The sequence below is a fragment of the Streptomyces fradiae ATCC 10745 = DSM 40063 genome (assembly GCF_008704425.1).
Lineage (GTDB): Bacteria > Actinomycetota > Actinomycetes > Streptomycetales > Streptomycetaceae > Streptomyces > Streptomyces fradiae.
In genome coordinates this window covers 4610417-4629484 of sequence record NZ_CP023696.1, presented here as the reverse complement: position 1 = coordinate 4629484, position 19068 = coordinate 4610417, and the positions used below count along the sequence as shown (strand labels likewise).

Genomic DNA, 19068 nt, shown 5'->3' with positions numbered 1-19068 from the left:
GCCCGGTACCGCGCCCGCACGGCCGCCGCCCCACCGCCGGGCGCGCCACCGCCGGCCACTCCGCCGCGCGCCCGCAGCCCCACCCGCACCCGCGCAGCCGCCTGACGGAGGCGGCCCCGCGGGCACCGCCCCGGGCCGGGCGGAGGCCGGGCGGAGGCCGGGCGGGGGCCGGCCGGGGCACCCCGCCCGGGACCCCGCCGGGCAGGGTTCCGGAGGGGGGTCTGGGGCGGGGGAAAAGGGGCACGCGGGGCGTGGGGGCGTCGGGACCGTTCTGCTAGATTGGTCTATACCACCTTCCGTGTGACTCCCTTTCCCCCTCCCTCCAGATCGGCAGGCCCAGCGTGGAAGTTGTCATCGTCCAGGACGCCAAGGCAGGCGGCGAGCTCATCGCGGAGGCCATCGCGGACCTCCTGCGCCGCAAGCCCGACGCTCTGCTCGGCGTGGCCACCGGCTCGACGCCGCTGCCCGTCTACGAGGCGCTCACCGCCAAGGTGCGCGCGGGCGCCGTCGACGTCTCGCGAGCCCGGATCGCCCAGCTCGACGAGTACGTGGGGCTGCCCGCCGGCCACCCCGAGTCGTACCGCTCCACGGTGCTGCGCCAGGTCGTGGAGCCGCTCGGGCTGGACCGGGGCGCCTTCCTGGGCCCGGACGGCACCGCCGAGGACGTGCAGGCGGCGTGCGAGGCGTACGACCGGGCCCTCGCGGAGGCGGGCGGCGTGGACCTCCAGATACTCGGCATCGGCACCGACGGGCACATCGGCTTCAACGAGCCCTGCTCCTCGCTCGCCTCCCGCACCCGCATCAAGACCCTCACCGAGCAGACCCGGATCGACAACGCCCGGTTCTTCGACGGCCGTCTCGACCAGGTGCCCCACCACGTGATCACGCAGGGCATCGGCACCATCCTGGAGGCCCGCCACCTGGTCCTGCTGGCGACCGGCGAGGGCAAGGCGGACGCGGTCGCAGCGACCGTGGAGGGCCCGGTGGCCGCGCTGGTGCCGGCCTCCGCCCTCCAGCTGCACCCGCACGCCACGGTCGTCGTGGACGAGGCCGCCGCCTCCAAGCTGAAGCTCGCCGGGTACTTCCGGCAGACCTACGCCGCCAAGCCCTCCTGGCAGGGGCTCTAGGCGACGCGCGGCCCCGCCGGCACGGCTGCCCGGACCGGCGGGGCCGCACTCCCCGGCCGCGCGCCCGCCCGTACCCCCGACCGTGCGGGCGGGCGCGTCCGCGGCGGGGGACGCGAAAGGGGCCGGGCACCCGCGACGGGTGCCCGGCCCCTTCCCCGTGTGCGCTACACCCCGGCGACGACCTCCGCCGCCGCGGTCCCGCAGACCCGCGCCGCCCCGTACGTGGCGATGTGCAGGGCCCCGCGCGGCGGAGCCTGGTTCAGGCCCATCTCCACCACGACCGTGTCGGGGCGGGCGGCGAGCAGCCCGTCCAGCGCCTCCCTCATCCAGGCGTGACGGTGCGCGTCGCGCACGACGGCCACGACGCGGCGCTCCCCCGCCGCGCGCAGCACGTCCTCGGCGGCGGCCTCAGGGCCGTACGACCCGGTCCGGGTCCCCGGCAGCAGCCGCTCCAGCTCGGCGCCGACGCCCCACGGGGTCTCGTCGCCGACGGCGATGTTGGCCACGGGGGTGAACGACGCCACGTACGCGCCCGCGGCGGGCGGCGCGTACGGCTGCGCCCCCGGCGTCACCCGCAGCGCGCGGCGGGCCGCCTCCAGGCCGATGCCGGTGCCGGGCGCGGTCCCCTCCTGCACCTCCGCGCCCGGCTCCGGGCCGGCCCCCCTCGCCCGGTGCGCCCGGGTCCAGGACGCCAGGGCGCGCACCCGCGCCGCCGCGTCGGCCAGCCGCTCCTCGGGCAGTTCACCGGTCCGCACCGCCGTCACCAGCGCGTCGCGCAGGCGCAGCACGGTCTCCTCGTCCGCCAGGCCGCCGCCGACGCAGATGGCGTCGGCGCCCGCCGCGAGCGCGAGGACGGAACCGCGCTCGATGCCGTACACCGCGGAGATCGCCTGCATCTCCATGCCGTCGGTGACGATCAGCCCCTCGTAGCCCAGCTCCCGGCGCAGCAGTCCGGTGAGGATCCGCGGGCTGAGGGTGGCGGGGCGGTCGGGGTCGAGCGCGGGCAGCAGGATGTGGGCGCTCATCACCGACTTGGTGTCCGCGGCGATGGCGGCGCGGAAGGGCACCAGCTCACGGGCGTGGAGGGTGTCCAGGTCCACGTCGATGCGGGGCGTCGCCAGGTGCGAGTCGACGTTGGTGTCGCCGTGGCCGGGGAAGTGCTTGGTGCAGGCGGCGACGCCCGCGGCCTGCATGCCCTCGACGTAGGCCACGGTGTGGCGGGCGGCGAGCGCGGGGTCGGCGCCGAAGGACCGTACGCCGATGACCGGGTTGTCCGGGTTGGAGTTGACGTCGGCGGAGGGCGCCCAGTTGAGGTCCACCCCGCAGGCGGCGAGGCGGCGGCCCAGCTCGTGGGCGACGGCGCGGGTCAGGTCGGGGTCGTCGACGACGCCGAGCGCGAGGTTGCCGGGGAAGGAGGAGCCGGCGCGGACCTCCAGGCGGGTGACGTCGCCGCCCTCCTCGTCGATGGCGACGAGGACGTCCTCGCGCTCGGCGCGCAGCCGGGCCGTGAGCGCGGCGAGCTGCTCGGGGCCGGTGATGTTGCGGCCGAAGAGGCCCACGGCGGAGAGGCCCTCGCCGACCCGGCGGAGCAGCCAGTCCGGCGGGGTGGTGCCGACGAAGCCGGGCTGGAGGACGGTCAGGGCGTCGCGGGTGAGCGTGTCCGGCGTGCCGTGTACGAGTGTGGTCATGGGGCCGGTCATCCCTTCACCGCGCCGGCCGTGAGACCCGCGGCCATCTTGCGCTGGACGAGGAGGAAGAGGATCACGATCGGGACGGCCATCATGGTGGAGCCCGCCATCATCGGGGCGTACTCGGTGCCGTTCTTCGTGATGAAGTTGCCGAGCCAGACGGTGGCGGTCTGGTTCTGCTGGCTCATCAGCATCAGCGCGTAGAGGTACTCGTTCCACGCCTGGATGAAGCCGTAGACGGACGTGGCGACCATGCCCGGCGCGAGCAGCGGGAAGACGACGCGGACGAAGGCGCCGGTGCGGGTGCACCCGTCGACCATGGCCGCCTCCTCCAGCTCCCTGGGGATGTTCACGATGAAGCCGCGCAGGGTCCACACCGTGAACGGGAGGATGAAGGTGAGGTACGTGATGATCAGGCCGGTCAGCCGGTCGTACTGCCCCAGGTCGTTGAGGAGCAGGAAGACCGGGATGATCATCGCGACCAGCGGGACCATCTGGACCGCGAGGATGCCGACGATGACGATCTTGCGGCCGCGGAAGGCGAAGCGGGAGATCGCGAGCGCGGCGAGCATGCCGACGGCGATGCCGATGATCACGACGACCAGGGAGACGACGAGGGAGCGGCCGACGGGCCCCCAGAAGTCGGCGATCTCCAGGGCGCGCCGGAAGTTCTCCAGCGTGAAGGTGGAGGGGAAGAAGTGCGGGTCGGGGTCGATCGCGTCCTTGGCCGGCTTGAAGGCCGTGTTCACCATCCAGTAGACGGGGAAGCCGAGGGTGACGAAGACGAGGAGGCCCAGTGCGTTCCAGCCGAGCTTCCCCGAGCGCCGGGGACGGGTGGCGGTCCGGGGGGCCTTGGCGGCCGGGGCCGCGGGTGCGGCCGGGGTCGCGGGGTCGGCCGTGGCGACCGTGGCGTTGGCGCTCACTCCACCTCTCCGATCTTGAGCATCTGACGCATGTAGACGGCGACCGCGCCGAGCAGCAGGAAGACCGTGACGAGGGCGATGGCGGAGCCGGTGCCGTAGTCGTTGACCACGAACGCCTTGTCGAAGGAGTAGGTGGTCAGGACCTGGAACTCGGGCTCGGGGTGGCCGTTGCGCATCACGTAGACCTGCGGGAAGACGCCCATGTCCCAGATCACGGAGAGGGTCGTCAGCATGACGATGATGGGCTTGAGGATCGGCAGGGTGACGAAGCGGAAGACGCCCCAGGCGCCGGCGCCGTCGAGGCGGGCGGCCTCCTCCAGCTCCTTGGGGACCTGGGTGAGGCCCGCGCTGAGCGTGATGACGACGAAGGGCACGGCGCCCCAGACGACCAGCAGCATGATGACGGCGAGGCCCTGGGGGCCGCTGGCGAACCAGTTGTGGCCGATCATCTCGACGCCGGGCAGCTTGTCGATGAGCCAGTTGAGCACGCCGTAGTCGGCGTCGAACAGCCACTTGAAGATGGCGGTCGCGACGATGATCGGCATGCCCCAGCTCGCCACCAGGACGATGCTGATCAGGGCCTTCACCCACGGCGAGACCCGCTGGAGCAGCAGGGCGATCAGCATGCCGAGGACCATGGTGAGGATGACGGCCCCGCCGGCGAAGACGACGGTGCGCAGCACGACCGCCCAGAACTCGCCGTCGCCGAGGATGCGGGTGAAGTTCTCCAGGCCGACGTTCTCGGCCTCCTGGAAGCCCCACAGCTGGGGCTGGCCGAACTTCTGGAAGGAGAGGGCGACCAGCCGCACCAGCGGGTAGCCGAGCACCAGCACCAGGACGGTCAGGCAGGGGGCGAGGAGCAGCCACGGCACTCCGGCGCCGGGGCCGCGGCGGCCTCCGTCCTGCCGTCCGGACTGCTTTCCTGCGGTGGGTCCGGCTCCGGGGCCGGGCGGTGGCGCGTGGCGCACCGCCGGCGCCTTCGCGGTGGTTGTCTCAGCGGCACTCATCCCGAGCTCCTCAGCGATCCCTCTCGTGCGTACGGGCGGCCGGGCCCCGCCGCGCGGCGGGGCCCGGCCCACAGGTCACTTGGTGTTGATGACCTTGTCGATCGCGGCGTCCGCGTCCTTCGCGGCGGCCTCGACGGACTTCTTGCCGTTGGCGATCTCGATGAGCATCGTCTTGAGGATCTGGCCCTTCTCGACCTGGCCCCAGCCGGGCGCGGTCGGGACGAACCAGCTGGACTCGGCGGCGGTGGCCGGGACGGCGGTCGCCGGGTCGTTCTTCAGCGGGGCGAGGTCCGTCTTGTTGTTGGGCAGGTTGCCCTTGGCGGCGAGGCCCTTCTGGCCCTCGGGGCCGGTGAAGGCGGCGATCCACTCGGCCGCGACCTCCTGGTTCTTCGACTTGACCGGCACGGCCAGGTCGGAGCCGCCGAGGAAGACGGGGAGGGCCTGGCCCGACGGGCCGGGCATGACGAAGTTCTCGAGCTTGTCCTTGAGCCCGCCGACCTTGTCGTTCTTCGGGTCGGCGGCGGTCGCGCCCTCCCAGCCGGCGGCGAACATGGTGGCGGCGTTGCCCTGGCCGAAGACGACGGGACGGTCGGACTCGTCCTTCGTCTTGTCGCCGTGCATGTACTTGTCGAGGATGCTCTTGTACTCGTTGAGGCCCTTGACCGACTCCGGCGAGGAGAGGTTCGCCTTCCAGGTCTCGCCGTTCTGCTCGGCGATGGAGCCGCCGGCGCCGTAGACGAAGGCCATCGCGCCGTACCAGTCCGGCGAGGGCTGGTACCAGGCGCTGAACTTGTCGCCCTTCTTCGCCTGGATCTTGTCGAGGGCGGAGGTCAGCTCGGCCCAGGTCTTCGGGGCCGTCTTGACGCCGACCTCGGCGGCGATGTCCTTGCGCCAGGTGCCCACGCGGCCGCCGGCGTAGTAGGGGACGCCGTACGTCTTGCCGTTGTAGGTGACGGACGCCTTGAGGGCGTCGAGCCACTGGTCCGAGTTGGCGAACTTCTTCGGGTCGACCTCGGCGAAGGCGCCCTTCGCCATGTAGCCGATCATCTCGGTGTTGCCCATCTCGACCACGTCGGGGGCCTTGTCGGTGGCCAGGACGGCGTCGAGCTTGGTGTTCTTGTCGGGCCAGCCGTAGTACTCGTGCTTGATCTTGATGCCCGGGTACTTCTTGGCGATGGCGTCGTCGGCCGCCTTGACCAGCTCGGGCCAGTTGTTCTGCGCGTCCACGGTCAGCCAGACGGTGAGCTCCTTGGCGCCGCCGGCCTTGCCGCCGTCCCCACCCTTGTCCGAACCGCCGCACGCGACGACGCCGACCATCATGCCCGCGACGCCGATCGCCGCGATGAGCTTGCGCTTCACGCCACCCTCCTCAGGGATGCCTGCCAACCCGCCCACCGCGAAGACGCACGTACGACGAACGACGAACACTGCTCGTGGGGCTGGGACCTGGTCTTTAATGGTTTAGACCAGTAACCCGGAGCTTGGCCTAGACCTTTGGGGGTGTCAAGGGTGTATAAGAGGGGCTGTTGCGTCCGTTATCGGACCGACACCTGAAGAGGGGCGACGACCCGTGACCGGTCCGTGCCACCATGTGAGCCGCGACAGACGGAGGAGCCGGTGACGGCAGCAGTACAGGAGTCGGAAAGGCAGGCCATGGCCACGGACAGTGGCGGCACGGAGGCCGCGAACGAGCTCCCGCCCGAGAACGGGACGGCGACCCGCACGGCGCGCGTGCCCAAGTACTACCGGCTCAAGCGCCACTTGCTGGAGATGACGGAGACGCTGCCCCCCGGCACACCCGTGCCGCCGGAGCGCACCCTCGCCACCGAGTTCGACACCTCCCGCACCACCGTGCGCCAGGCCCTCCAGGAGCTGGTCGTCGAGGGCCGGCTGGAGCGCATCCAGGGCAAGGGCACCTTCGTCGCCAAGCCCAAGGTCTCCCAGGCGCTGCAACTCACCTCCTACACGGAGGACATGCGCGCCCAGGGCCTGGAGCCGACCTCCCAGCTCCTGGACCTCGGGTACGTCACCGCCGACGACACCCTCGCCGGACTCCTCGACATCACGCCCGGCGGGCGCGTCCTGCGGATCGAGCGGCTCCGCCTCGCCAGCGGGGAGCCCATGGCGATCGAGACGACGCACCTGTCGGCCAAGCGCTTCCCCGCGCTGCGCCGCTCCCTGGTGAAGTACACCTCCCTCTACACCGCGCTCGCCGAGGTGTACGACGTCCGGCCGGCCGAGGCCGAGGAGACGATCGAGACCTCGCTGGCCACCCCGCGCGAGGCCGACCTGCTCGGCACGGACGTGGGGCTGCCGATGCTCATGCTGTCCCGCCACTCCTTCGACGAGCACGGCGCCCCCGTGGAGTGGGTGCGGTCGGTGTACCGGGGCGACCGCTACAAGTTCGTGGCGCGCCTCAAGCGGCCCGCCGCCGAGTAGCCCCGAGGGCGCCGCGTGCCCGTACGGCGCCCCCGGCGCCCGGCACGGCGGCACGGCGCACCGCGCCCCGCACGCCGAAAGCGGCCGCGCCCGGCTCTCCGGGCGTGGCCGTTCGCCGTTCGCCGGCCACGTACCGGTTCGCGGTGCCGGCCACCACCTCTGGCACCCGTACGGGCTGCCGATGGTGGCCGGCACCGCCAACGCCATGTTCCGGCCGGGCGCCTCCTCCACCGTCCCGCTCGTGGCACGGGACGTGCGGGGCGCCAACGGGGTGCTGCGGATCTCCGAGGCGTTCACCGCGCCGGGCGGCCCCGCGCCGGCCGGCCCCGCGCCGGCCGGCCCCGCGGCGGCCGGCCCCGCGGCGGCCGGCCCGGCGGTCGGAGCGTTCGGCACCGACCGGGTGCTCCTGGTGGGCGTGGTGGTGGCCCTCCTGACCGTCGCCGCCCTGCTGGCCGCCCGCCCGATCCGCACCCCGGGCCGGGCTCCGGCCCGCGCCTGAAGGGGGGCGATTTCCGGCCATCTCCCGCGCCACACACGCCACTTGCGCCTCAGCGGGCACCGCGATCATCGCAGCAACACCGTTATCGAAGACGGCTTCCCTGGGGCCGGGCCGTCCCCTAGATTCACCGCATCTTCGGCTGATCAGTGAGGGGACGGTTCGCCATGTCCGAGGTGACACAAGGGAAACAACCGGTGGTCACACCCGTCCGGGTGGTGATCGCGCTCTGCCTGCTCGCCCCGTTCGCCGCGATGCTGTGGGTGGGCTCGTACGCCCGCGTCGAGCCCGCGCTCGCAGGCATCCCGTTCTTCTACTGGTACCAGATGCTGTGGGTCGTGGTGTCGACCGCGCTGACCATGATCGCGTACAAGCTCTTCCACCGTGAGCAGCGCGCCCGCGCCGCCGCCCGGAAGGCGGGTGGCGAGCGATGAAGGACGGTGTCAACGGCGTCGCGCTCGCCGTCTTCGTCTTCTTCTTCCTGGTCGTCACGGTCCTCGGCTTCATGGCCGCCCGCTGGCGCAGGGCCGAGAACGAGAACAGCCTCGACGAGTGGGGGCTGGGCGGCCGCTCGTTCGGCACCTGGGTCACCTGGTTCCTGCTGGGCGGCGACCTCTACACGGCGTACACCTTCGTCGCCGTCCCGGCCGCGATCTACGCGGCGGGCGCGGCCGGCTTCTTCGCCGTGCCGTACACGATCCTCGTCTACCCGCTGATCTTCACCTTCCTGCCCCGCCTGTGGTCGGTGTCGCACAAGCACGGGTACGTCACCACCTCGGACTTCGTGCGCGGCCGGTTCGGCTCCAAGGGCCTGTCCCTGGCGGTCGCCCTCACCGGCATCCTCGCCACCATGCCGTACATCGCGCTCCAGCTCGTCGGCATCCAGGCGGTGCTGGACGTGATGGGCGTGGGCGGCGGCGAGTCGACGCACTGGTTCATCAAGGACCTGCCGCTGCTCATCGCCTTCGGCGTGCTCGCGGCGTACACGTACTCCTCGGGGCTGCGCGCGCCCGCGCTGATCGCCTTCGTCAAGGACACGCTGATCTACCTGGTCATCGCGGTCGCCATCGTCTACATCCCCATCAAGCTGGGCGGCTTCGACGCGATCTTCCAGGCCGCGGGGGACGCCTTCGCGGAGGTCAACCCGGCGACCGACAAGCCGCGCGGCGCGCTCGTGCCGGGCGAGGCGGGCCAGTGGACGTACGCCACGCTGGCGCTCGGCTCCGCGCTGGCGCTGTTCATGTACCCGCACTCGATCACGGCGACCCTGTCGTCCGGCAGCCGTGACGTGATCCGCCGCAACACCACGATCCTGCCGCTGTACTCGCTGATGCTGGGCCTGCTGGCGCTGCTCGGGTTCATGGCCATCGCCGCCGGGATCAAGGTGCAGAACGGCCAGCTCGCCATCCCGCAGCTCTTCGAGGACATGTTCCCCGACTGGTTCACCGGGGTGGCCTTCGCCGCCATCGGCATCGGCGCGCTGGTCCCGGCGGCCATCATGTCCATCGCCGCGGCCAACCTCTTCACCCGCAACATCTACAAGGACTTCCTGAAGCCGGACGCCACGCCGGAGCAGGAGACCAAGGTGTCCAAGCTGGTGTCGCTGCTGGTCAAGGTGGGCGCGCTCGCCTTCGTCCTGACGATGGACAAGACGGTCGCCATCAACTTCCAGCTGCTGGGCGGCATCTGGATCCTCCAGACCTTCCCCGCGCTGGTCGGCGGCCTGTTCACCCGCTGGTTCCACCGCTGGGCGCTGCTCGCCGGGTGGGCGGTCGGCATGGTCTACGGCACGTGGACCGCGTACAACGTGGCGAGCCCGACGCAGAAGCACTTCGGCGGCTCGTCGGCGGCGATCCCCGGCATCGGCGAGATCGGCTACATCGGCCTGACCGCCTTCGTGCTGAACCTCGCGGTCACGGTCGTCATGACGTTCGCCCTGCGGGCGGTCAAGGCCCCGGAGGGCGTCGACGAGACGGCGGAGTCCGACTACACGGCCGACGCCGGCGACCCGGGCGTCAGCCCCGAACTGCCCAAGGTGGGCACGGGCCACTGAGGCACGGCACTCCTGTCGGGGGCACCACACCGGCTGGTGCGGTGCCCCCGACGCTGAACGCCTCACAGCAGCCCGAGCATCACCCTGACCGCCCGCTCGATATCGGTCCACTCCCCGGGGTCGACCCGCCCCGCGAAGTCACCAAGGCGCTGCCCGTCGACGGCGCCCATCTGCTCCACGAGGACCACGGTGGGGGTTCCACCCATGTCCAGCTTCGGGTGCAGCAAGCCGGGAGCCGCGCTGGTCGAGGTCGGCGCGACGATCAAGGTGGAGGTAGCGATCGCCTGCGTCTGCAGGACGACCGCGTAGCGCGCTCCGCGCTGCTCATGGCCCACGGCGTCCCTGCGGGCGCGCAGACGATAGACGTCACCACGCACGAAGGTCGTCCATGTCGGCCTGGGCCTCGGCCAGCTCCTGATGGTAAGCAGGGTCGTTCCGCCACTCCGCCAGCTCGGCCGCCGCCTGACGGTACTGCTCTCTCACGTACGCCTCGTGGATGGCCAGCCTTATGGCGTCGGACGCGGTGACGTCCCGGAGCTGTGCGAGGACCTCCAGTTCGCGGTGGGTTTCCGAGTCGGTGCGGAAGCTGATCGTCTTCGGCGTCATTCCTCCAGTGTAATACGAAACGCATTACACGGTGCGTCACGAGGGCAGCCGAGGCAGACTGCCCGACATGGACACCGCTCGCCTCGCCCCCGGCACATCGGTCGCACATACCCCCTCCACCCCCACTCTCATGGTGCCGCACGGCTCAAACGCACCGCACTCCCCAGTCATGTCACCTGATCCCGGCTTCGCCATCCGCCCCGTACGGTCCGGCGAGCACCAGGCGCTCGGCGAGATCAGCGCCTGCGCCTACCTCGACGGCGGGCTCCTCGCCCACGGGGCCGACGACCCGTACCTGGACGTGCTGCGCGACGTGCCGCGCCGGGCCGCCGAGGCGGAGGTGCTGGTCGCGGTGGACGTGGACGGCACCCTCCTCGGCGGGGTCACGTTCGTGTCGCGCGGCGGCGCCCCGTGGGCGGACATCGCGGGCCCGGACGAGGCCGAGTTCCGGGTCCTCGCCGTCTCCGGCGCGGCGCGCGGGCGGGGCGTGGGCGAGGCGCTCGTACGGGCGTGCGCGGACCGGGCGCGCGCCCGCGAGGGGTGCCTGCGCCTCGTCCTGTCGGTCACCCCACAGGCCGTCGCGGCCCGGCGGCTGTACGACCGGACGGGCTTCGCCAGGGCCCCGCACCGGGACTGGGAGCCCTTGCCCGGCCTGCCACTCCTCGCGTACGAGATGACACTCTGACACAACATGTGGGGGGTGCCGTAACGACCGCCCCCCACATGTATGCTCATCCTCGCTGCCGCGGCAGGGGAATCCGGTGCGAGTCCGGAACTGTCCCGCAACGGTGTACCGGTGTGCCCTACGCGTACCCCGCAAGTCCGACGACCTGCCGGCAGCGCACGCGGACCATCCGGTCCGGGTGCCCAGACGTCCGGGCCTCGCGGAGTGGGCCGGCGGACGCGGTCACGCACGCCCCCGTGCCCGGGGCTCACGCGCGCCCGCTCCCGCCTCCCGCCGCGCGGCCCCGAGCCGAGCGAGGGAGAGCCCCCACGTGACCATCGCGCCAGCGGATCCGGCCTCAGCCACCGAAGCCGACGCCACCCGAGGCGACGCCGCCGGAGGCGACGCCCCCGGCACCGCGCTGCTGCGGACCCTGACCGACCTCACCGCGGACCTTCCCGACGCCGACCCCGGCCGGGTCGCCGCCGCCGCCCTGCGCGGCCGGCACGCCGGTTCCGACGAGGCCGAGCTGCGGGAGCTGGCGACCGAGGCGGCGGCCGGCCTGATCGCCGAGGACCCGGCGTACTCCCGGCTCGCCGCCCGCCTGCTGGCCCGCACGATCCGCGACGAGGCGGCCGGCCAGGGCGCCGTGGCGTTCTCGGCGTCGGTCGCCGTCGGCCACCGCGAGGGGCTCATCGCCGACCGGACCGCCGACTTCGTCGCCCGCCACGCCGACCGGCTGGACGCGGTGGCCGACCCGGCGGCCGACGACCGCTTCGGCTACTTCGGGCTGCGCACCCTGTACTCCCGCTACCTGCTGCGCCACCCGATCACCCGGAAGGTCGTCGAGACCCCCCAGCACTTCCTGCTGCGGGTGGCCTGCGGCCTGGCCGAGGACGACTCGGAGCGGGCGCTCGCCGAGGTGGAGGCGCTGTACGGGCTGATGAGCCGCCTCGACTACCTGCCGTCCTCCCCCACCCTCTTCAACTCGGGCACCCGCCACCCGCAGATGTCGTCCTGCTACCTCCTGGACTCCCCGCAGGACGAGCTGGACTCCATCTACGACCGCTACCACCAGGTGGCACGGCTGTCGAAGCACGCGGGCGGCATCGGCCTGTCGTACTCCCGCATCCGCTCGCGCGGTTCGCTCATCCGCGGCACCAACGGGCACTCCAACGGCATCGTGCCGTTCCTGAAGACGCTCGACGCCTCGGTCGCCGCCGTGAACCAGGGCGGCCGCCGCAAGGGCGCCGCCGCCGTCTACCTGGAGACGTGGCACTCCGACATCGAGGAGTTCCTGGAGCTGCGCGACAACACGGGCGAGGACGCCCGGCGCACCCACAACCTGAACCTGGCCCACTGGGTCCCGGACGAGTTCATGCGCCGGGTCCAGGCGGACGCCGAGTGGTCGCTGTTCTCCCCGTCGGACGTGCCGGAGCTGGTCGACCTGTGGGGCGACGCCTTCGACGCCGCCTACCGGGCCGCCGAGGCGAAGGGCCTGGCCCGCAAGACGATGCCGGCCCGCGACCTGTACGGCCGGATGATGCGGACGCTCGCGCAGACCGGCAACGGCTGGATGACGTTCAAGGACGCCGCGAACCGCACCGCCAACCAGACGGCCGAGCCCGGCCACACGGTCCACTCCTCGAACCTGTGCACCGAGATCCTGGAGGTCACGGGCGACGGCGAGACGGCGGTCTGCAACCTGGGCTCGGTGAACCTGGGCGCGTTCGTCGCCGGGGACTCCATCGACTGGGAGCGGCTGGACGAGACCGTCCGCACCGCCGTCACCTTCCTCGACCGGGTCGTCGACATCAACTTCTACCCGACCGAGCAGGCCGCCCGGTCCAACTCCCGCTGGCGGCCGGTGGGCCTGGGCGCGATGGGCCTCCAGGACGTCTTCTTCAAGCTGCGGCTGCCCTTCGACTCGCCGGAGGCCCGCGCCCTGTCCACGCGGATCGCCGAGCGGATCATGCTCGCCGCGTACGAGGCGTCCGCCGACCTGGCCGAGCGCAGCGGCCCGCTCCCGGCCTGGGACAAGACCCGCACCGCGCGCGGCGTGCTGCACCCCGACCACTACGACGTGGAGCTGGCCTGGCCCGAGCGCTGGGCGGCGCTGCGCGAGCGCGTCGCGACGACCGGCATGCGCAACTCCCTGCTGCTGGCGATCGCCCCGACCGCGACGATCGCGTCCATCGCGGGCGTGTACGAGTGCATCGAGCCGCAGGTGTCCAACCTGTTCAAGCGCGAGACGCTGTCGGGTGAGTTCCTCCAGGTCAACTCCTACCTGGTGAACGAGCTCAAGGAGCTCGGCGTGTGGGACGCGCAGACCCGCGAGGCGCTGCGCGAGTCCAACGGCTCGGTGCAGGGCTTCACCTGGGTCCCCGCCGACGTGCGCGAGCTGTACCGCACGGCGTGGGAGATCCCGCAGCGCGGCCTGATCGACATGGCCGCCGCGCGCACGCCGTTCCTGGACCAGTCGCAGTCGCTGAACCTGTTCCTGGAGACCCCGACCATCGGCAAGCTGTCGTCGATGTACGCGTACGCCTGGAAGCAGGGCCTGAAGACCACGTACTACCTGCGCTCCCGCCCCGCGACGCGGATCGCCCGCGCCGCGTCCGCGACCACCGTGCCCGTCCAGCAGGTGTCCGAGCCGGACGCCGTCGCCTGCTCCCTTGAGAACCCCGAGTCCTGCGAGGCCTGCCAGTGACCACCCGACCCCAGAACCTGCTCGACCCGGGCTTCGAACTGACCCTGCGGCCGATGCGCTACCCGGACTTCTACGAGCGCTACCGCGACGCCATCAAGAACACCTGGACCGTCGAGGAGGTCGACCTCCACTCCGACGTCGCCGACCTGGCGAAGCTGACGCCCGGCGAGCAGCACCTCATCGGCCGGCTGGTGGCGTTCTTCGCGACGGGCGACTCGATCGTCGCGAACAACCTGGTGCTGACGCTGTACAAGCACATCAACTCCCCGGAGGCGCGGCTCTACCTCTCGCGCCAGCTCTTCGAGGAGGCCGTGCACGTCCAGTTCTACCTGACGCTGCTCGACACCTACCTGCCCGACCCGGACGACCGCGCCGCCGCGTTCGCCGCCGTCGAGAACATCCCGTCCATCCGCGAGAAGGCCGCCTTCTGCTTCCGGTGGATGGACTCCGTCGAGAAGATGGACCGGCTGGAGACGCAGGCGGACCGGCGCCGCTTCCTGCTGAACCTGATCTGCTTCGCCGCGTGCATCGAGGGCCTGTTCTTCTACGGCGCGTTCGCGTACGTCTACTGGTTCCGCTCGCGCGGCCTGCTGCACGGCCTGGCGACCGGCACCAACTGGGTCTTCCGCGACGAGACGATGCACATGAGCTTCGCCTTCGAGGTGGTGGACACCGTCCGCAAGGAGGAGCCGGAGCTGTTCGACGACGAGCTGGGCCGGCAGGTCACGGCGATGCTGGCGGAGGCCGTGGAGGCCGAGCTGCAGTTCGCCCGCGACCTGTGCGGCGACGGCCTGCCGGGCATGAACACCGAGTCGATGCGCGCCTACCTGGAGTGCGTCGCCGACCAGCGCCTGACGCGGCTGGGCTTCGCCCCGGTGTACGGCTCGGAGAACCCGTTCGCGTTCATGGAGCTCCAGGGCGTGCAGGAGCTGACGAACTTCTTCGAGCGGCGCCCGTCCGCGTACCAGGTGGCCGTCGAGGGTTCGGTCGACCTGGACGAGGACTTCTGACCGGTCCGCCTCCGGGCGTACGGCGGCCCGCACCTCCCCTCGCGGGGGCGGTGCGGGCCGCCGTCGTTCCCCGCCCGGACGCGGCCCGTGCCGCGGGCCCGTCCGGCGGGGTCCGGTGCGTCAGATGCCGCAGGTCGGGGCGGACCAGAAGCGGCTGGAGCGGTGGTCGAGGTGGGTGTGGTCGTTGTGGTCGGGGTAGCCCGGACCGAGGATGCCGTTGAAGCCGTGGTTGCGGGCCGCCTGGGCCAGCTTGCACAGCGAGTGCGGGCCCGCGCCCAGGTCGGCCGCGTCACCGTACAGATGGCGGCTGCTGGACGACCCGCCGACCGCGCTGTTGCAGGAGTACGAGCGGAAGCCGCTGGTCACGGTGATCGGCTGGTCGCCGAGGGCGTGCCGCAGGGCCTCCAGCTTCCACATGGTGCGCAGCGCGTTGGCCTTGGCGGTGGTGGCGCTGACGGCGCCGCCGGACCAGGTGGAGTTGCAGCGGTTGAGCTCGGCGTAGCTGAAGTGGACCGGGGTGCAGTCGCTGTCCTGGAGCGCGTAGATCTTGCTGAACGTGGCGGGACCGGCGACCCCGTCGGCCGTCAGCCCGTACGCGGCCTGGAAGCGCTTGACGGCGGCGGTGGTCGCCGGGCCGTACGAGCCGTCGACGGCGAGCACCCCGCCGTAGCCCGGGTAGCCGGCGACGCGGATCTGGAGCTGGGTGACGTCGGAGCCGGTCGCGCCCTGCGACAGGGTGCGCGACCACGTGTAGCAGTCGTCGGCCTGGGCGGGCCCGGCCGTGGCGACCACCCCGGCGAGGCCGGCGACGGCGACCATGACGATGGACAACAGAAGGCGGGCCGTGCGTCTCAGCATTGCGTCTCCCTGCTGTGAGAACGGTGTACGCCAGAGACTGGCGGGACGTTCAACGCGCGTCAACAGGCCGTGCGCCAATGCCGCGGGGCGGGGTGGTGACGGAATGGTGAAGGGACGTCAGAAGAGGGGGCCGGAGCGGGGAGAGCCGGGCGGAGCCGGGCAGAGCCGGCGGAAGCCGCCGGTACGCCGCCGGGGCGGCCCCTTCCGGGCGCGGGGTCGCCGCGCCCGGCGGAGTCGCGAACCGGGCGGCGGGGCTCAGTCGTTGGGGACGACCGGGTAGCGCGGCGTGCCCTCGGCCATCTGCCGCAGGGCGTCCTTGCGGTCCCGCTTCGACAGCCGGTCGATGTACAGGTAGCCGTACAGGTGGTCCGTCTCGTGCTGGAGGCAGCGGGCGAAGTAGCCCGTGCCGCGCACCTTGATCGCGTTCCCCCGCACGTCCTGGCCGCGCACCACCGCGTAGTCGGGGCGGGCCAGCGAGGCGTACGCGGTGGGCACGGAGAGGCAGCCCTCGTTGGAGTCGTCCAGGGCGCGCCGCTCCGGCGGCAGCTCCTCCAGGACCGGGTTGCAGACGACGCCGACGTGGCGCACGCCCTCGTCGTCGGGGCAGTCGTAGACGAAGACCTTCAGGTCGACGCCGATCTGGTTGGCGGCGAGGCCGACGCCCTCGGCGGTGCGCTGGCTGGCGAACATGTCGTCCACGAGGCGGGCCAGGTCCTCGCCGAACTCGGTGACGTCCTTGCACTCCTTGTGCAGCACCGGGTTCCCGACGACCGTGATGGGGCGCGACGTGCCGCGCTCGCGGTACGTCCGCTCGCGCTCCTCGCAGTCCTCCGTGTCCACGACGAACCCCTCGTCGTCCACGGGGAGGGGCCCGTAGCCCTGCTGGTCCGTCTCCTGCTGCGCCATGTCCGGTTTCGCGCCTTCCCTTGGATACCCGTTGCGATGTGCCCGTACAGCCTACGGGCCCGCGCCGACGGGCATCAGCACACTTCCTCCAGATCCCGCCACTCCCGGCTGTCCGGACTGTCGGCGACCCAGCCGTCGAGCAGCCCGCGCACCAGCCCGGCGGGCGCGGCGATGCCGCACTCCCGCTCCGGCACCCACAGGTCGCCCGCGGTGCGGTGGCCGAGCGGGCCGGGGTGGCCGGGCTCGCTGTGGTCGTGCGGGTCCAGGTGCTCGCCGTCGCCCTCGGCGCTCGGCATCCGGGACTCCGAGCAGGTGCGGCACAGCAGCCGCACGGACGACGACCAGTCCTCGGCGGCGAACCCGGCGTCGGAGGCGAGCCGTTCCAGGGCGTCCCGGTCGGCCTCCGTCGCGGCCTCCAGGAGGACGACCCAGGTCGGCACGGGCGACGGCGCCCACAGCTCGATCTCGTCGAAGACGGGGAAGCTGTGCCCGGACGCGGTGGTGCGCTCGCCGTTGGGCACCCCGTCGTGCAGGACGACCTCGCCCCAGCGGCGCCCCGACGACGGCAGCGGGATCGACAGCACCTCGACGCGGGCCGGGTCGAGCCTGCGGCCCCACACGACCTCCGCCTCGCCCTCCGGCGACAGCCGTACGGCCGCGCTGCCCAGCTCCATGCCGGTCGGCTCCCCGCCCGGCGCGTCCCCCGGCGGCACCTTCATCCCGTACGCCTGCCAGGCCCGCCGGGCCAGCGGCCAGTCCTGGAGGGCCGTGGCGGCGATGCCGACGTTCCACCAGTCGGGCGCCCCGGCCTCCTTGTCGAGGAGGGCGACCGCGCGGAGCCCGGCGGCGCGCGCCTGCTCCCAGTCGTGCCGGAACTTGTGCAGCAGCGCCAGGTTGAACCAGGACTCGGAGAGCCAGGGCTCCAGGTCCGCCGCCCGCGTCAGCAGCGCGCCCGCGTCCTCGTACCGCCCGTCCCCGATCAGCGTGAACGCGCGGTCGGTGGCCTGCCGCCACGAGGCGGAGGGCCGATGCCGTACCTTCCCGAAGATCCTCACGATTCCCGCCTGCCGGTCGCTGAAGGTCACTGCCCCCGGACACCCTCTCGTTGGCATCCAACCATGCCCGGTCGCGCGCCCGCTCATTACCCATGGGTTACCCCGTCCCCGGCCCTCCGACGCGGCCGCGCGCGACGACGCGGGCGAGGGATTCCACCACCGCCGGGTCGTAGTCGCGGCCCGCCCCGTGCCGGAGGTGCTCCAGTGCGCGGAGCGTTTCGGGGGCGGTCCGCCCGCGCAGCTCGTCGTACGCGTTGGCGGCGCGGACGATCCGCGCGGCCGTCGGCTGCCCGCGGTACGGGGCGGCCTGCCGCTCCACGGCGACGGCGACGGCCGCGGGGACACCGGCCTGGCGGGCGACGGCGCCGCCGAGGAGGGCGATGCGGCGCCGCTCGGCGTCCGGCAGCGGGGCGGTGGCGCCGCCGGGGACCGGGTCGACGAGGGAGAGCTGGCCGATGTCGTGCAGGAGCGCCGCGTACTCCAGGACGGCCAGCTCGTCCGCCGGCAGGCCCAGCTCGCGCCCGACGGCGAGGCTGAGCGCGGCGACCCGGTGGGCGTGGCCGGGCGGGGTGTGGCCGGCGACCTCGGTGGCCCGCGCGAGGGAGGCGACGGTCTGGCGGTACGTGCGCCGCACGGCGTCCCGGCGGCGGAGCGCCAGCCGGGCCAGGAGCAGCGGCACGCACAGGACGGGCAGCGCCCACAGCCCGGCGGCGGCCACGCCGAGGGCCAGCACGGCGCCGGTCGCGCACACGGCGGGCCCCGCGCCCCGCATCCGCCGCACCTCCTGGCGCAGGAGCGCCGCGTACCGGGGCGCGAGGGGCGGGGGCGCCGTCGGCGGGGGCGCGGCGGGCCGGGGTGCCGGGCGGGCGCGGCGCGTCAGGGCGGTGAGGGCCGCGTCGCACAGGGCGGTCAGGGCGAGCACGCCCAGCAGGGCGGGCACCTGGCGCGGACCGGTCGGGGCGTGCGGGGCGTGCAGGGGCTGGGCGCACAGCGCGGCGAACGCCAGGGTGAGCAGCCGGACGGCGGTGCGGTCCGGGTCGGGCACCCGGCCGCGCGCGATGTGCGGTACGGCCCCGGCGAGAGCGCCCGCCAGGACGACGGCGACGACCTGCGGGGCGGGCTGCCCGCCCGGCACCAGGGCGTAGGCGAGCGCCCCGGCGGCGGCCAGCGGCGCGGGCTCCCGCTCACCGGGCGGCCCGGCGACGGGCGGCGGGGCGGGGGCGGTCCCGGCCGGGGGCGGGGCGGCCGGGGGCGGGGCGGGGGCGGTCGAGGCGGGGGCGGTCGAGGCGGGGGCGGTCCCGGCCGGGACCGGGGCGGCCGGGTGTGCGACGGGGGCGGGGGCGGTCTCGGGTGGGACCAGCCCGCGCGCCCCTACCAGGGCCGTTCCGGGCGCCGCCGAGGCCGGTCCGGGGGGTCCGGCGGCCGCTCCGGGGGGCCCGGCGGCCGGCCGGCACGCCGTCGGCCCCGGCCCGTGCCCCTGGGGCTCCGTCCCGTACGCCTCCGCAGCCGAGCCGTACGCCTCCGGG

Annotated in this window: 18 protein-coding genes and 1 riboswitch; of the genes, 8 read left to right on the top strand and 10 right to left on the bottom strand. The window is 73.1% G+C overall.

The annotated features are described in order from the left end of the window. The first annotated feature begins 341 nt into the window (after positions 1-341). Entirely contained in the window at positions 342-1127 is a 786-nt protein-coding gene (nagB, locus tag CP974_RS20825; protein WP_031135429.1) for a glucosamine-6-phosphate deaminase, read from the top strand. Between the two features lie 164 nt (positions 1128-1291). Here the strand turns inward: nagB and CP974_RS20820 are convergent, their stop codons facing one another. The 4 genes from CP974_RS20820 to CP974_RS20805 form a co-directional block, all read right to left on the bottom strand. Then, positions 1292-2815 carry a glycoside hydrolase family 3 protein gene (locus tag CP974_RS20820; RefSeq protein ID WP_031135431.1) on the bottom strand — a complete coding sequence of 508 codons (1524 nt, stop codon included), beginning with the start codon at positions 2813-2815 and terminating at the stop codon, positions 1292-1294. Between the two features lie 8 nt (positions 2816-2823). After that, positions 2824-3612 carry a carbohydrate ABC transporter permease gene (locus CP974_RS20815; protein WP_223844354.1) on the bottom strand — a complete coding sequence of 263 codons (789 nt, stop codon included), beginning with the start codon at positions 3610-3612 and terminating at the stop codon, positions 2824-2826. Positions 3613-3734: 122 nt separating this feature from the next. Then, positions 3735-4745 (bottom strand): carbohydrate ABC transporter permease, encoded by a 1011-nt coding sequence (locus CP974_RS20810; RefSeq protein ID WP_031135434.1) that lies wholly within the window; start codon positions 4743-4745, stop codon positions 3735-3737. A gap of 75 nt (positions 4746-4820) precedes the next feature. Next, positions 4821-6104 carry an extracellular solute-binding protein gene (locus CP974_RS20805; protein ID WP_069977930.1) on the bottom strand — a complete coding sequence of 428 codons (1284 nt, stop codon included), beginning with the start codon at positions 6102-6104 and terminating at the stop codon, positions 4821-4823. 294 nt (positions 6105-6398) lie between these two features. On the opposite strand from CP974_RS20805, the gene CP974_RS20800 reads away from it, so the two are divergent. The 4 genes from CP974_RS20800 to mctP all read left to right on the top strand — a co-directional run bounded on the left by CP974_RS20800 (position 6399) and on the right by mctP (position 9733). Continuing rightward, complete coding sequence (locus CP974_RS20800) at positions 6399-7184, top strand: GntR family transcriptional regulator (RefSeq protein ID WP_031135438.1); 786 nt, start codon at positions 6399-6401, stop codon at positions 7182-7184. Between the two features lie 181 nt (positions 7185-7365). After that, on the top strand, positions 7366-7683 hold the full coding sequence (locus CP974_RS30390; RefSeq protein ID WP_085921577.1) for a hypothetical protein: 318 nt from the start codon (positions 7366-7368) through the stop codon (positions 7681-7683). 164 nt (positions 7684-7847) lie between these two features. Continuing rightward, positions 7848-8114 (top strand): DUF3311 domain-containing protein, encoded by a 267-nt coding sequence (locus CP974_RS20790; RefSeq protein ID WP_031133958.1) that lies wholly within the window; start codon positions 7848-7850, stop codon positions 8112-8114. Beyond that, positions 8111-9733, top strand: coding sequence for a monocarboxylate uptake permease MctP (gene mctP / locus CP974_RS20785; protein WP_031133960.1), 1623 nt, complete (start codon positions 8111-8113; stop codon positions 9731-9733). Before CP974_RS20790 ends, mctP begins: the two co-directional genes overlap by 4 nt. Positions 9734-9795: 62 nt before the next feature. Here the strand turns inward: mctP and CP974_RS20780 are convergent, their stop codons facing one another. Further along, the gene (locus tag CP974_RS20780; RefSeq protein WP_231717363.1) at positions 9796-10068 is read right to left on the bottom strand and encodes a type II toxin-antitoxin system PemK/MazF family toxin; all 273 of its coding nucleotides are present in this window, start codon (positions 10066-10068) and stop codon (positions 9796-9798) included. A 31-nt stretch (positions 10069-10099) separates the two neighbouring features. Next, positions 10100-10339, bottom strand: coding sequence for a hypothetical protein (locus CP974_RS20775; protein ID WP_031133963.1), 240 nt, complete (start codon positions 10337-10339; stop codon positions 10100-10102). A 169-nt stretch (positions 10340-10508) separates the two neighbouring features. On the opposite strand from CP974_RS20775, the gene CP974_RS20770 reads away from it, so the two are divergent. The 3 genes from CP974_RS20770 (at position 10509) to CP974_RS20760 (ending at position 14723) form a co-directional block, all read left to right on the top strand. Beyond that, a complete protein-coding gene (locus CP974_RS20770; RefSeq protein WP_031133966.1) occupies positions 10509-11024 on the top strand; it encodes a GNAT family N-acetyltransferase in 516 nt (171 codons plus the stop codon). 36 nt (positions 11025-11060) lie between these two features. Then, positions 11061-11191, top strand: a riboswitch (cobalamin riboswitch). Between the two features lie 143 nt (positions 11192-11334). Further along, positions 11335-13713, top strand: coding sequence for a ribonucleoside-diphosphate reductase subunit alpha (locus tag CP974_RS20765; RefSeq protein WP_031133968.1), 2379 nt, complete (start codon positions 11335-11337; stop codon positions 13711-13713). A 53-nt stretch (positions 13714-13766) separates the two neighbouring features. After that, a complete protein-coding gene (locus tag CP974_RS20760; RefSeq protein ID WP_223844355.1) occupies positions 13767-14723 on the top strand; it encodes a ribonucleotide-diphosphate reductase subunit beta in 957 nt (318 codons plus the stop codon). A 120-nt stretch (positions 14724-14843) separates the two neighbouring features. Here the strand turns inward: CP974_RS20760 and CP974_RS20755 are convergent, their stop codons facing one another. The 4 genes from CP974_RS20755 to CP974_RS20740 all read right to left on the bottom strand — a co-directional run bounded on the left by CP974_RS20755 (position 14844) and on the right by CP974_RS20740 (position 18920). Next, positions 14844-15581: a D-Ala-D-Ala carboxypeptidase family metallohydrolase gene (locus CP974_RS20755; RefSeq protein ID WP_031133972.1), complete on the bottom strand. Its 738-nt coding sequence runs from the start codon at positions 15579-15581 to the stop codon at positions 14844-14846. Between the two features lie 255 nt (positions 15582-15836). Then, positions 15837-16487: a peptide deformylase gene (def, locus tag CP974_RS20750; RefSeq protein ID WP_031133974.1), complete on the bottom strand. Its 651-nt coding sequence runs from the start codon at positions 16485-16487 to the stop codon at positions 15837-15839. 74 nt (positions 16488-16561) lie between these two features. Next, positions 16562-17542 carry a tetratricopeptide repeat protein gene (locus tag CP974_RS20745; protein ID WP_031133977.1) on the bottom strand — a complete coding sequence of 327 codons (981 nt, stop codon included), beginning with the start codon at positions 17540-17542 and terminating at the stop codon, positions 16562-16564. 97 nt (positions 17543-17639) lie between these two features. Further along, positions 17640-18920, bottom strand: coding sequence for an HD-GYP domain-containing protein (locus tag CP974_RS20740; RefSeq protein WP_223844356.1), 1281 nt, complete (start codon positions 18918-18920; stop codon positions 17640-17642). Between the last annotated feature and the right edge of the window lie 148 nt (positions 18921-19068).

Bases quoted from the DNA above. Each gene is read 5' to 3' on its own strand.
- CP974_RS20800 (WP_031135438.1), top strand. From the start codon at position 6,399: ATGGCCACGGACAGTGGCGGCACGGAGGCCGCGAACGAGCTCCCGCCC.
- CP974_RS20770 (WP_031133966.1), top strand. From the start codon at position 10,509: ATGTCACCTGATCCCGGCTTCGCCATCCGCCCCGTACGGTCCGGCGAG.
- CP974_RS20755 (WP_031133972.1), bottom strand. From the start codon at position 15,581: ATGCTGAGACGCACGGCCCGCCTTCTGTTGTCCATCGTCATGGTCGCC.
- CP974_RS30390 (WP_085921577.1), top strand. From the start codon at position 7,366: ATGGTGGCCGGCACCGCCAACGCCATGTTCCGGCCGGGCGCCTCCTCC.
- CP974_RS20810 (WP_031135434.1), bottom strand. From the start codon at position 4,745: ATGAGTGCCGCTGAGACAACCACCGCGAAGGCGCCGGCGGTGCGCCAC.
- def (WP_031133974.1), bottom strand. From the start codon at position 16,487: ATGGCGCAGCAGGAGACGGACCAGCAGGGCTACGGGCCCCTCCCCGTG.
- CP974_RS20760 (WP_223844355.1), top strand. From the start codon at position 13,767: ATGCGCTACCCGGACTTCTACGAGCGCTACCGCGACGCCATCAAGAAC.
- mctP (WP_031133960.1), top strand. From the start codon at position 8,111: ATGAAGGACGGTGTCAACGGCGTCGCGCTCGCCGTCTTCGTCTTCTTC.
- CP974_RS20775 (WP_031133963.1), bottom strand. From the start codon at position 10,339: ATGACGCCGAAGACGATCAGCTTCCGCACCGACTCGGAAACCCACCGC.
- CP974_RS20820 (WP_031135431.1), bottom strand. From the start codon at position 2,815: ATGACCACACTCGTACACGGCACGCCGGACACGCTCACCCGCGACGCC.
- CP974_RS20790 (WP_031133958.1), top strand. From the start codon at position 7,848: ATGTCCGAGGTGACACAAGGGAAACAACCGGTGGTCACACCCGTCCGG.